Raw genomic sequence first — 13,101 nt, 5'->3', positions numbered from 1 at the left:
CGCGCCCATAGGATACGTCAGATCAGCCGAGTCCGCGCGCCAGATCGGCAGTCAGGTCGTCGATATGCTCAAGGCCAACCGCAACCCGGACCAGCCCGTCGCGAATCCCTGCTGCAGCACGCGCCTCCGGTGTCAGCCGGCCATGCGTCGTCGACGCCGGATGGGTAATCGTCGTGCGTACATCGCCCAGATTGGCTGTCCGGCTCATCAGTTGTACCGCGTCGACCAGTGCCCAAGCGGCATCCTTGCCCCCCTTGAGCTCAAACGACACAACGCCACCGCCACCCGATTGCTGACGCATCGCCAGCGCGTGCTGCGGATGGCTTTCCAGCCCCGGGTAGTAAACGCGCTCGATGGCCGGATGTGCCTCAAGCCAGGTCGCCAACTTCAGTGCATTGTCGCAGTGCGCGCGCATCCGCAGCGGCAGTGTCTCCATCCCCTTGAGCAGGACCCAGGCGTTGAACGCCGACAACGTCGGACCCGAGGTGCGCAGGAACAGGTAAACCGGGTCGACGACCTCGGACTTGCCGACAACCGCGCCGCCCAGCACCCGCCCCTGACCATCCAGATACTTGGTCGCCGAGTGGATGACGATATCCGCGCCCAGCGCCAGCGGCTTTTGCAGAATCGGCGAACAGAAACAGTTGTCGACCGCCAGCAGTGCGCCATTTGCATGCGCGATCCGGGCGATGGCAGAAACATCGGCGACATCGGTCAGCGGGTTCGAAGGAGTTTCAAGGAAAAACAGACGGGTATTGGGGCGAACCAGCGCGGCCCAATCGGCCGGATCGGTCGGCTTCGCGTAGCTGACCTCGACACCGAACTTGCCCATGTAATTGTTGAAAAACTGGATCGTCGAACCGAACAATCCCGCCGATGCAAGAATGTGGTCCCCGGCCTTCAGGTGCGCCATGCACAGGCCGAGGATCGCGCTCATGCCCGACGCCGTGGCAACAGCCCGCTCTGCCCCCTCAAGCGCGGCCAACCGTTCCTCGAACGCGGTGACGGTCGGATTGGTGAAACGCGAATAGGTATAGCCGGGAATCTGGCCACCAAACTTGAGCGCGGCATCCTCCGCACCGTCAACGACAAAACTGGATGTCAGAAACAGCGCATCGGAATGCTCGCCAAATTCGGTACGGTGGGTACCGGCGCGAATGGCCAGCGTATCGGGGTGCAAATCGGAGTGATCGGTCATGTCGGCATCCTGTATCAGCATTCGGTTTCGGGCATTCATGCTCGGCGGCAAACCCCGTAGTGCGGTTCAATCGACTGATCGCCTTCGCGATCAACCCGCACCGCGATGCACGCCACCGGAAGGCGGCTCAATGCCGCGCTAAATAAAACAAGGGCCGGAGAATCATCTCGCGGCCCTTGATATGCATGTCGCTTCTTTGATCTGCTGTTATTAGATCAAATTCTGCTCGGCAACGCCAATATTGAGATCCAGCACGCGGCTGTCGGCATCACCTTCTTTCGTCTTGGTCGACAGCGGCGACAGGCGCTTTGCTTCAAGCGCATCCAGATAGGCATCGGTAATGTCGCCGGTGATGTACTTGCCATCGAAACACGACGTTTCAAACTCCGTGATCACGCCACCGCTGGCATCCGTACAGGCCTGAATCAGCGCCGACAAATCCTGGTAGATCACGGCATCGGCGCCGATTTCGGTCGCGATCTCGGCGTGGGTGCGGCCGGTAGCGATCAGCTCGGCACGTGTCGGCATGTCGATGCCGTAGACATGCGGATACATCACCGGCGGTGCAGCCGAGGCAAGGTAGACCTTCTTGGCGCCAACATCGCGCACCATCTGGACGATTTCCTTCGACGTCGTCCCGCGAACGATCGAATCGTCAATCAGCAGCACGTTCTTGCCACGGAATTCGCCGGCAATGGGGTTCAGCTTCTGACGGACCGACTTCTTGCGGCTCGCCTGCCCCGGCATGATGAAGGTCCGGCCGATATAGCGGTTCTTCATGAAACCTTCGCGATACGGCAAATTCAGCGCGTTCGCCAACTCGAGCGCGGAATCGCGGCTGGTATCCGGAATCGGGATCACCACGTCGATATCCATCTCCGGCACCATTTCCCGCACCTTGCTGGCGAGCTGCTCGCCCATCTTCAGACGGGCATCGTGCACAGAAATGCCGTCGATCACGCTGTCCGGGCGCGCAAAGTACACGTGCTCGAAAATGCACGGCACGAGCTTGGGGCTCGGGTGGCACTGACGATTGTGGAATTCGCCGTCGAAACTGACGTACACGGCCTCGCCCGGTGCGATATCGCGCCAGAACTTGAAGCCCATGGTGTCCAGCACGACCGACTCGCTCGCAACGAGGTACTCGGTGCCTTCCTGCGTTTCATGCCGGCCCAGCGACAGCGGACGAATGCCGTGCGGATCGCGGAAAGCCACCAGACCGAAGCCGGCGATCAGTGCGACCACGGCGTAAGCGCCGCGAACGCGCGAATGCACTGCCTCGATCGCGTCGAAAACGATCTTCGGCGTCAGGATCGGGCCTTGTGTCCGGCGGCTGATTTCGTGCGCCAGCACGTTCAGCAGCGCTTCCGAATCCGAATTGGTATTGATGTGCCGCAGATCGCTGCGGTACATGTCGTCCTTGAGTTCCTTGTCGTTGGTCAGGTTGCCGTTGTGGGCAAGAACAATGCCGAACGGGCTGTTGACATAGAACGGCTGCGACTCGGCCAGGCTGGATGCCGAGCCGGCGGTCGGATAGCGCACATGGCCGATGCCGGCGTTGCCAAGCAGGGAGCGCATATTGCGGGTGCGGAACACGTCACGCACCAGCCCCTGCCCCTTGTGCATGTGGAACATGTGCCCCTCGGCGGTCACGATGCCGGCTGCATCCTGACCACGGTGCTGCAGGACCAGCAACCCGTCGTACAGCAACTGGTTGACCGGAGTTTTGGCGACCACGCCGACGATGCCACACATAACTAGAAACCTCGATACTTGGTAAATTGCTTAGTCGAAGGACACATGCCCGGCCAACGACGCCGGCAACCAGGGCAGTGCCATTCTCGCCGCCTGCTCGAACAGCGGACTGAACATTGCGTCTCGCCACAGATCCGATTTGGGCAACCCGGTCAATCCGCCCGCCAGCACCAGCAGGACGACGAACAGGCTCCCGCGGACCAGGCCGAATACCGACCCGAGCAAGCGGTCGACCGGTTTGAGTCCGGTCGCCTTGAGAAACTGGTTCAACGTGATTCGCACAATGGCCGTCAGCAGCCACGCAGCACAGAAAATCGACACCAGCGCCGCCAGATACCGTAGCCCTTCGTTCGGCAGCGCCGCCGGCATATGACTGGAAATGGGGGCGGCATAGTTCAATGCAAGCCAGGCCGAAATCACCCAGCCCGCCAAAGCCAGCAGCTCTTGCGTCAGCCCGCGCATGACCGACAGCAGGATCGACAATCCAAGAACAGCCAGCACGACATAATCGAATCCGGTCATGGGCGGGTTACTTGCTGACCAGTCGGGCCGATACACCCAGCGCATCGAGTTTCTGCTGCCAGCTACGGGCCTTGGCCTGGTCTGCCGGGCCAACCCGCACGCGGGTCAGCGTGCCCTTGTCCGTTTTCACCGTTTCGCCGTAGGCCGGAATGTCCGCATCCTTGAGCTTGGTGATCATTTCCTGCGCCTTGACTTTGTCGGCGTAGGCACCCAGCTGCAAATAATACTGACGCGCGGCGCCCTTGCTGCTGTCGTCGTCCAGACCGGCCAGAATCCGTGCCGGATCTTTGGCCGGCGCCGCTTCGTGGTGTTCAGTGTTCGGCTTGGCCGCAGGCGTCGGGGACGGCTTTGGCGTGGGGACAGGCTTGCGCTCAAGCTGGGGATTGACGAGCTTGCCGGGCAGCAGTGCGGCGTTGTCCTGTTCGATTACCGGCGACGATTCGGCTTGCGGCACGGGCGACACAGGCAGCGGTACCGGCGTCACCTCGGCCAGTGCGACAGGCGCACTAGCTGCCGCTGCCGCCACTGACGAGGCGGAAGGTGCACTCGCAATGATCTCGACCGCGGTCGTACCATGATTGAGCGCGGCCGGCGGCTCGCCATCCATGACGGTCCACAGGACGATGAGCGAAAACAGCACCAAGGCAAATGCCCCGACCAGCCGTCGCCGTGCGCGCTTGCGCAGTTGCAAAAGTTCTTCGCTGATGTTTTCTCGAGCCATACTCAGCGTCCACGCGCAGCCAGTACTTCGGCCACGGTGTAGAAGGATCCAAAGGCAAGGATTCTATCACCATCCCCGGCCTGACGTACGGCACCTTGCCAGGCCGCCGCGATGGAATCGTAACGCGACAGCGTAGCCTGCGGCGCCGCCATCGCCACGATGTCGGCCAGCGCGTCGGCGCTGGCTGCACGCGGCAAGGCAGGCGCAGCAAGATGCCAGTGATCGACCTTGTCTTTCAGCAGGGCCACCACACCGGCAATATCCTTGTCGGCCATCATGCCGAAGACGGCATGACGGTTGGCGGCAAACCCCATCTGGTCCAGCGCCGCTGCCAAGGCCTTGGCAGCATGCGGATTATGAGCAACATCAAGCACGACCTGCGGCCGCCCCGGCAGCACCTGACAGCGTGCCGGCCACTCGACCTCAAGCAAGCCCTGCTTGACCTGGCCAATCGACACCGGCAGACGATCCCGCAATGCATCGAGCATGGCCAGCGCCAGCGCGGCATTGCCAAGCTGGTATGCACCACGCAAAGCCGGCATCGGCAAAGCGTGACGGCGCCGGGTCGTCGTCCAGCACATCCATTGATTGCCTTCGGCCTCCCGCTGATAGCCGAAATCCTTGCCGATCAACTGCAGCGGCGCACCGACGGCAGCGGCCTGATCGATCAAGCGCTGCGGCGGATTCGGATCGGCGCAGAATGCAGGCCGACCGCCACGGAAAATGCCGGCCTTTTCAAAGCCGATCGATTCGCGGTCATTGCCCAGGAAGGCCTGATGGTCCAGATCCACACTGACGATGCCGGCCACATCGGCGTCAAACACGTTGACGGCATCAAGCCGGCCACCGAGACCGACCTCAAGCACCGCAACATCAACCTTGGCCTCGATGAAGCAATACATCGCAGCCAGCAGGTTGAACTCGAAATAGCTCAGCGAGATTTCGCCGCGCGCCAGCTCGATCGCCCGGAATGCCGCAACGATCGCCTCATCGGAGGCGGGCTGCAGACCCAGTGCGATGCGCTCGTTGTAGCGCTGCAGATGCGGCGAGGTAAACGTACCGACGCGATAGCCGGCCGCATGCAACGTTGTCGACAGAAAGGCGCAGACCGACCCTTTGCCATTCGTACCGCCGACCGTCAGCAGCGGGAACGCCGGCGTCATGCCCATCGCCTTGCGCACCGCATCGACACGGGCAAGGCCCATGTCGATTTCGGCGTGATGCGCGTTTTCCAGATGGTTCAGCCAGGCATCGAGCGTCTCGGCGTCAAACCGTGACATCAAGCGGTCACCGCAGCCTGTTTTTGCAGCAGGGTCAGCAACTGGGCCAGTTGCTGACGCATTTCGCGCCGATCGACGATGCGATCGATTGCGCCCTTCTCAAGCAGGAACTCCGAGCGCTGGAAGCCTTCCGGCAGCGTTTCGCGCACCGTCTGCTCGATCACGCGCGGACCGGCAAAGCCGATCAGTGCACCCGGCTCGGCCAGCACCACGTCGCCGAGGAAGGCAAACGACGCCGACACGCCACCCATGGTCGGATCGACCAGAATCGAGATGAACGGCAAACGCTGATCAGCGAGCTTGGTCAGGATGGCCGAGGTCTTGGCCATCTGCATCAGCGAATTCAGACCCTCCTGCATCCGCGCACCGCCCGATGCGGCAATGCAGATGAAGGGCAGGTTGTTTTCCAGCGCGGTTTTCACGCCGCGTACGAAGCGCTCACCCACAACGGACCCCATCGAGCCGTTGACGAAGCCATATTCGAACACCGCCAGCACGACCGGCACGGTCTGGATGGCGCCCTGCACCACCACCAGCGCCTCGTCCTCGTCGGAGCTCTTCTTGAAGTTTTCGAGCTGCTCGCTGTAACGCTTGGCCGCCTTGAACTTGAGGATGTCGACGGCTTGTACTTCGGCACCGATTTCGAAGCGGCCCTCGGCATCCAGCAACAGATCGACACGGCGACGCGCCGAAACCCGGTTGTGGTAACTGCACTTGGGGCACACGTCGAGATTGTTCTCGAGGTCGGTGCGATAAAGCACGGCGCCACACGCCGAGCACTTGTGCCACAAGCCTTCCGGCACGGCCGACTTGGAACCGGGCTCACGGCTCTTGATCTTCGGAGGCAGGAGTTTCTGCAACCAACTCATCGTGTATCTCCTTGTTTCAGCGGCGCGCAGTATCCATCGCGGCGCGGACGCTGGCAAGGAATTCCGTCAGCCGGGCGGCCAGACCAGCCTCGCCCGCCTCGACTTCCTGCACCAGACGCGAACCGATCACCACGGCATCGGCGACAGCGGCGACGGCGCGCGCCGACTCCGGGTCACGGATACCGAAACCCACCCCGACCGGCACCGACAGATAGGACTGCAGCTCGGCGAGTTTGGCGGCGACGCTGGCGACATCAAGCGTCGCCGCACCGGTCACGCCCTTCAGCGAAACATAGTAGACATAGCCGCTGGCGAGACGCTCAACCGCCTGAATGCGGCTGACGGGCGTAGTCGGCGCCAGCAGGAAGATCGGATCGATGCCGTGACGCTTGAACGTCGCGGCACAGTCTTCGGCCTCTTCCGGCGGAAGATCAACGGTCAGCACGCCATCGACACCGGCCGCCACCGCGGCTTGTGCAAACGTTTCATACCCCATTGCTTCGACCGGGTTCGCGTACCCCATCAGTACGACCGGGGTTTCGGCATCGGTCTTGCGGAACTCGGCGACCATGCCGAGTACGTCGCGCAGGCTCACGTCATGTGCAAGTGCGCGCTCGGACGCACGCTGGATCACTGGCCCATCGGCCATCGGATCGGAAAACGGCACGCCGAGTTCGATCACGTCGGAGCCGCCCTTGACCAGCGCGTGCATCAATTCCACGGTGATTCCGGGTCGCGGGTCACCGGCGGTGATGAACGGGATCAGCGCCTGACGGCTGTCGGCCTTCAGGGCCGCGAGGGTTTTCTGGATACGGGACATGGATAAGGCCATCAAAAAGTGTTGCGGGCGCCAACCGACGCCCGCCAATGATCAGAGCTGGATACCGTCAAGTTTGGCGATCGTCGGAATATCCTTGTCACCACGACCCGACAGATTGACCAGCAGAACTTGATCCTTGCTCATCGTCGGCGCGATTTTTGCAGCATGCGCCAAGGCGTGGCTCGACTCGAGCGCCGGGATGATGCCTTCGTAACGGCACAGATCATGGAAGGCCTTGAGCGCCTCGTCGTCGTTGATCGCCACGTACTCGGCGCGACCAATATCCTTCAGGTGACTGTGCTCGGGACCGACGCCCGGATAGTCGAGACCGGCGGATACCGAGTGCGTCTCGACGATCTGGCCATTCGCATCCTGCATCAGATAGGACCGCTGGCCATGCAGAACGCCGATCTTGGCGTTGGTCGTCAGCGGTGCAGCGTGCTGCCCGGTTTCGACACCATGACCGCCGGCTTCAACACCGATCAGACGCACACCCGGCACCTCGACATAAGGATGGAAGATGCCGATGGCGTTCGAGCCGCCGCCGACGCAGGCGATCACCGCATCGGGCTGGCGACCGATCATGTCCTGCATCTGCACCTTGGCCTCTTCACCGATCACGCACTGGAAATCGCGGACCAGCGTCGGATACGGGTGCGGGCCGGCACACGTGCCGATGATGTAATAGGTCGAATCCACATTGGTGACCCAGTCACGCATGGCTTCGTTCATCGCGTCTTTCAGCGTTTTGCTGCCCGATGTGACCGGCACCACGGTCGCGCCGAGCAACTTCATCCGGTAAACGTTCGGCGATTGGCGGGCGACGTCTTCTGCGCCCATATAGACGACACATTCAAGCCCGTAACGGGCAGCAACAGTCGCCGAGGCAACGCCGTGCTGGCCTGCGCCGGTTTCGGCGATCACACGCTTCTTGCCCATGCGACGGGCCAGCAGCGCCTGACCGATGGTGTTGTTGACCTTGTGAGCACCGGTGTGATTCAGGTCTTCGCGCTTGAGATAGATCTGCGCGCCGCCCAACAGCTCCGACCAGCGCTTGGCGTGGTAGACCGGGCTGGGGCGACCGACATAGTGCGCCAGCTCGTACCGGTACTCGGCCATGAACGCCGGATCGTTGATGGCTTTTTCATACTCGACACGCAACTCGTCGAGTGCCGACATCAGCGTTTCCGCGACGTAGATGCCGCCATGCTGACCGAAGTGGCCACGTGCGTCGGGCTGGTTGTAGCGAAGCTTATCGTTCATCAGTCATCTCGGTTGCTGCCAGACGTGCCGCCCTGATAAAGGCGGCCACCTTGGCCAGATCTTTTTCACCCTTGCTGCGCTCGACGCCGCTGGAAACATCCAGCGCCCAAGGCCGCACCTGCTTTACCGCGAGCTCTACATTGTCCGGATGCAACCCGCCGGACAGAATCAACGGCAGGGGCAAACCGGCAGGCAACAAGGCCCAGTCGAAGGCTTCACCCGTTCCGCCGGGAACACCGGGAACGTAGGCATCGACCAGCAAGCCCCGTGCATCGTGATAGCGCTTGGCACATTCTACCAAATCCGTATCCGGTTTAACCCTAAGTGCCTTGATATAGGGCCGTCCGAACTGGCGACAGTACTCGGGCGACTCGTCGCCGTGAAACTGCAGCAGATCCAGCGGCGCCTGCCGAAGCAAGTCACGCACATACCCGGGCGCCGCATCGACAAACAGGCCGACACTGGTCACAAAGGCCGGCAAGCCTGCCACGATACTGGCGGCAACACCGGCGTCGACACAGCGCGGGCTCGGCGCATAGAAGACCAGACCGATGGCATCCGCACCCAGCCGGGCCGTGGCCACCGCCGTCTCAACGTCGCGCAACCCGCAAATCTTGATACGGGGAATCATCATCACTTCGTCACTCATATGAGGCCGTGTCGCTGCTCCGGCTCGGTATCCAGCCCGTATTCAGCCGGGTAGCTGACGCCAGCCAGGTAAAGTCCGTCGGGCATGAAGGTCGGGGGGGCTACGGCGCGCTGGCGCGCGGCGAGCAGCGTCTCGATCCATGCCGGCGCCTCGTTGCCTTTTGCGACGTGCAACAAGGCCCCCATCAGATTTCGTACCATGTGGTGCAGGAAGGCGTCGGCCGAAAAATCGACCGTCAGCAAATTGCCCACCTGCTTCAGCTCGATCCGGCTCAGTGTCTTCACCGGCGTCTTGGCCTGACACTCCGCCGCACGGAAACTGGAAAAATCGTGCGTCCCAAGCAAGCGCTGCGCCGCATCGTCGAATGCGGCCAGATCAAGCGGCTGATGAATCCAGCCCACCCGTCCGGCCCACAACGCCGGACGCACCGGATGATTCAGCAGCAAGTAACGATAATGGCGCGCATGCGCCACGAAGCGCGAATGGAATGTATCGGGCACGGCCTTGGCCCACAGCACGGCCACACCGGACGGCAGAAAGCTGTTGACGCCGCGCACCCAGGCCGTCAGCGGACGATCGGCATCGGTGTCGAAGTGCGCCACCTGCCGGCTCGCATGCACACCGGCATCGGTTCGCCCTGCTGCATGGACCCGAACCGGATGCCCCGCCATGCGCGACACGGCTTCCTCGACCACGCCCTGCACTGTCAACCTGTTCGGCTGAATCTGCCAGCCACTGAAGCTGCGACCATCGTATTCGAGTGCAAACGCATAACGGCTCACCAGCCCACTCCCAACAAAATCAAGCCGATCACCCCCAGCAATACGGCACACCACACACGCTGCCACCCCTGCAGCGGCAACAACACCAGCCTGACAGGCGCGACATCGCCAACGTTGTCCGCGTCGAGCCAAGCGCGCCAATTGCCGCGCAAGGGCTTGGGATCGGCCAACAGAACTTCGGCAAAATCCATCGTCAAGGCAAGTCGCAACGCACAGCGTTCTCGCCATGCCCCGAACAGTGCCAGCGGCGCGGTCAAGGTGTAAAGCCCGCCGAAAAGTTTCTCGCGCCCCAAGCCCGTCAACAGGCAGTGCAGACTGGCGAGCATGCCAAGCAACCGCAACGCCTGAAGCGTCCCCATCCGGAGCCCTTCTTCACTGGGCGCCCACGACCACGCAGCCAGGCGCACGCCCGGGGTACTCCAGCCATACACCACCGCCAGAGCGAGCAGCAGAAAACGCATGCGCCTGAGCGTGCGCCACCACCGCTGCCTGTCCCGCAGGCCGGCGGCAACGACAAGGAACGCCGTACAAACAATCAGTGGCGTGGGCTGCATTTGATGCAACCAGCACGCCACCGTCAGCCAACACAGAATCCAGTTGGCCGGATGAACCCGCGACATCGGCGGATCAGAGCTCGGCCAGCAAGCGCTGTGCCTCCGCCTTGTGACGCTCGCCGCCCTCGCCAAGGGCCTCCTGCAGAATCTCGCGGGCCCCCTCGGTGTCGCCCATGTCGAGATACGCCTTGGCCAGATCGATCTTGGTTTGAACCGGATCGTCTTCACCCAGCGCCAGATCGGACTCGTCCTGCGCTCCGAGGCTCAGATCCAGCCCGGCCAGCTCGGTCTCGGACAGCGGCGGCTCAACGGACGTCACAGCCGGCGACGAGGCCAGTTCGCCGAAGTCGAAATCCATCGCCAGCTCGTCGTCGAGCCCTTCGCTGGCCGACGGTGCGGCAGAAAGGTCCAGCGGCGCAGATGCAATGGCATCCGGCAGCTCGAGATCGAGCGGGAAGTCGAGTTCGCCAGCCGAATCCAGATCGAGCTCCACGGGCACGGTTGGCGCATCCAGCGACGACACCGCTTCCGGCAGATCGAAGCTCAGATCATCCAGCTCCGACGTGGCCGGCGCATCGGCCGGCGCGCCCAGATCGAAATCGACCAGATCATCCAGCATCGCGTCCAGCCCGGACTCCTCGGCCTTCACCTCGTCCAGCGGCGCAGCCTCGGTCGTGGCAAACGCCAGCGAAGCACCGTCATCCGCCGGTACGTCGGCACTCAGGTCCAGGTCGAGACCGAAATCGTCATCCTGTTCGGCAGCAACAGCAGCGATCGCCGCACCGCCGGCCACCACCGCAGCACCAGCCGCCGCGAGCGGCGCAACGGACGACGCCTGAGCCGGTTGATACAGCGGATTGGCCGAATCCAGGTTGCGCCCCATGTAGGCCGCCTGCTCCCAGACAGGGCCCTGGCCGTTGACATTGGCAAACAGCCCCGAGGCCACGTCCTCAAACGCGGACCTGTCCTTGCGTGCTGCGTAGATCTCAAGCAACTTCAGGCGAATCTCGTTCCGGCTGCCATCCTTCGCCAGCGCGTCACGCAGGATTTCCTCGGCCTGTGCATCGCGGCCGTAGGCCATATAGACCTCGGCTTCGGCCACCGGATCGACTTCGTCGGTATCGATTGTCCCCAACCCTTGACGGCTGAAGTCGGTCAGGAACGAGTTTTCGGTCGGCTGCGTGGTGATGACTGCGCCACCACTACTGCCAATCACGGTATTCGGCTTGAGATCGCCGGCAGTCAGGAAGCTGTCTTCAAAGCGCGCCGGCTTGCGGCGACGCATCCAGAACAGGCCACCAACACCAGCCAGCACGGCCGCAAGGCCACCACCGATCAACAGCGGATTCTCGAACATCGACTCGATGAACGACGGTTCCTCGACCGGCGGAGCAATCACGACCGGCTTGCGCTTCTTGGCGACCGGGCTGGCTTCCGCAACCGTCGAGGCGGTCACGGCCGGCACCGCGCTCGCCGCAGCCACTTCCGCCACCGCCGACGCGACTTCAGCCTGCACCGACGATGCACTGGCCACCGGCGCGGATGCGGTCGTTGCCGCACCGGCCGGAGCCTTGATCGCCAGCGCCTTTTCCATGTCCTTGATATTCTTTTGCAGATCGGCAACGCGCTGATTCGCCTCGTCCAGCGATTTCTGCTGCGCTTTTGCTTCGTCCTGCAAGGCTTTCAGCTGCGCGTCTCCGCCCTGGCCACCCTTGGAAAGTTTGAGGACGTCCTTGTTGCCTTCGGCCTGCGACAAGCCCTTGTCTTCGACCTTTGCGGAAATCTTGCCGGACGTGGCGCCACCACCTGCATCCGCCGCCGGCTGCTGGCCTGCAGCTGCCGCCAGCTGGCTGCGATAGTTCTTCCAGTTTTCACCCTGAAGACGGATTTCCTTGGCCGCCTCGTCACGACTGACCGACGCCATCGCATCGCGATCGGGCACCCGGAGAATTTTGCCGCGCTTGAGTCGATTCATGTTGCCGTCGAACGCCGACGGATTCGCACGGTAAAGGCTGACCAGCACCTGCTCGTAGCTCACGCCGTCGCCCTGCACCCGGCGCGCCACCGACGACAGCGTGTCGCCCGATTTGACCGTGAACGAATCACCGGCCGACTTTTCTGCCGGCGCGGACGGCTGCGGCTGCGAGGGCTGTGCCTGCGCGGCCGCAGCCGACTTGGCGGAAGCACCCTTGACAGGCTTCGCGGCGCCGCTCGTGCTTTCCGAAGCCCCCTTGCCGCTTACACGCCCCGGGAGTGCGGCCGAGCCGCTCGAGCCGTAGCCTACCGGGTCGATCAATGCGGAGTATTCACGCTGGATGCGACCGGAAGCCCAGTTCAGCTCGACCAGCAACCCCAGGAAGGGCTCGTTGACCGCCTGACCCGACGTCACGAGCACGTAGTACTGGCCGTTGGCGCGCTTGTCGATATTGAAGCGCAAGCCCAGCGATGTCGGCGGATATGGCACCTGAGCATTGGCATATCCCTCAGGCGACGCGAGACTGACAGCCAGCGAATCGGCTTCGCCCGGCTGCACCGACGTCAGGTCGATTTCGGCACGGAACGGCTGCCCGAGCCCGGAAACGACATTGAGTTTGCCCAGCCCCGCTGCATGGGCAGTCCACGGCGAAGCAAGCATCATTGCCAATACGCAGGCTTTGAGTTTGGATTGAATGTGCACGTTATCCCCCC

12 protein-coding genes are annotated in these 13,101 nt (G+C 62.7%); all 12 read right to left on the bottom strand.

Annotated features, from left to right (window positions below):
• Positions 1-22: 22 nt before the first annotated feature.
• Positions 23-1,198, bottom strand: coding sequence for an O-succinylhomoserine sulfhydrylase (locus JMJ54_RS07375; protein ID WP_203537327.1), 1,176 nt, complete (start codon positions 1,196-1,198; stop codon positions 23-25).
• 210 nt (positions 1,199-1,408) lie between these two features.
• Positions 1,409-2,953, bottom strand: coding sequence for an amidophosphoribosyltransferase (gene purF / locus JMJ54_RS07370; RefSeq protein ID WP_203537325.1), 1,545 nt, complete (start codon positions 2,951-2,953; stop codon positions 1,409-1,411).
• 30 nt (positions 2,954-2,983) lie between these two features.
• Complete coding sequence (locus JMJ54_RS07365; RefSeq protein WP_203537323.1) at positions 2,984-3,475, bottom strand: CvpA family protein; 492 nt, start codon at positions 3,473-3,475, stop codon at positions 2,984-2,986.
• 7 nt (positions 3,476-3,482) lie between these two features.
• Entirely contained in the window at positions 3,483-4,196 is a 714-nt protein-coding gene (locus JMJ54_RS07360) for an SPOR domain-containing protein (RefSeq protein ID WP_203537320.1), read from the bottom strand.
• A 2-nt stretch (positions 4,197-4,198) separates the two neighbouring features.
• Complete coding sequence (folC, locus tag JMJ54_RS07355) at positions 4,199-5,476, bottom strand: bifunctional tetrahydrofolate synthase/dihydrofolate synthase (RefSeq protein ID WP_203537318.1); 1,278 nt, start codon at positions 5,474-5,476, stop codon at positions 4,199-4,201.
• Complete coding sequence (gene accD, locus JMJ54_RS07350) at positions 5,476-6,345, bottom strand: acetyl-CoA carboxylase, carboxyltransferase subunit beta (protein ID WP_203537316.1); 870 nt, start codon at positions 6,343-6,345, stop codon at positions 5,476-5,478. The genes folC and accD overlap by 1 nt, the downstream gene beginning before the upstream one ends.
• Positions 6,346-6,361: 16 nt before the next feature.
• Positions 6,362-7,165, bottom strand: a complete 804-nt coding sequence (gene trpA, locus JMJ54_RS07345) for a tryptophan synthase subunit alpha (protein WP_203537314.1) — start codon at positions 7,163-7,165, stop codon at positions 6,362-6,364.
• Between the two features lie 51 nt (positions 7,166-7,216).
• Positions 7,217-8,428 carry a tryptophan synthase subunit beta gene (gene trpB / locus JMJ54_RS07340; protein ID WP_203537312.1) on the bottom strand — a complete coding sequence of 404 codons (1,212 nt, stop codon included), beginning with the start codon at positions 8,426-8,428 and terminating at the stop codon, positions 7,217-7,219.
• On the bottom strand, positions 8,418-9,077 hold the full coding sequence (locus tag JMJ54_RS07335) for a phosphoribosylanthranilate isomerase (RefSeq protein WP_238999936.1): 660 nt from the start codon (positions 9,075-9,077) through the stop codon (positions 8,418-8,420). The genes trpB and JMJ54_RS07335 overlap by 11 nt, the downstream gene beginning before the upstream one ends.
• A complete protein-coding gene (truA, locus tag JMJ54_RS07330; protein ID WP_308437985.1) occupies positions 9,074-9,859 on the bottom strand; it encodes a tRNA pseudouridine(38-40) synthase TruA in 786 nt (261 codons plus the stop codon). The genes JMJ54_RS07335 and truA overlap by 4 nt, the downstream gene beginning before the upstream one ends.
• Positions 9,856-10,320: a hypothetical protein gene (locus tag JMJ54_RS19160; protein ID WP_238999935.1), complete on the bottom strand. Its 465-nt coding sequence runs from the start codon at positions 10,318-10,320 to the stop codon at positions 9,856-9,858. Before JMJ54_RS19160 ends, truA begins: the two co-directional genes overlap by 4 nt.
• 166 nt (positions 10,321-10,486) lie before the next feature.
• On the bottom strand, positions 10,487-13,051 hold the full coding sequence (locus JMJ54_RS07325) for a motility hub landmark protein FimV (RefSeq protein ID WP_203537308.1): 2,565 nt from the start codon (positions 13,049-13,051) through the stop codon (positions 10,487-10,489).
• Positions 13,052-13,101 lie beyond the last annotated feature (50 nt).

Origin of the sequence: Jeongeupia naejangsanensis, assembly GCF_016865585.1 — a bacterium.
GTDB classification, from domain to species: domain Bacteria; phylum Pseudomonadota; class Gammaproteobacteria; order Burkholderiales; family Chitinibacteraceae; genus Jeongeupia; species Jeongeupia naejangsanensis.
Note: the sequence above shows the minus strand (reverse complement) of the source record. Positions and strands in the feature narration are given on the sequence as shown.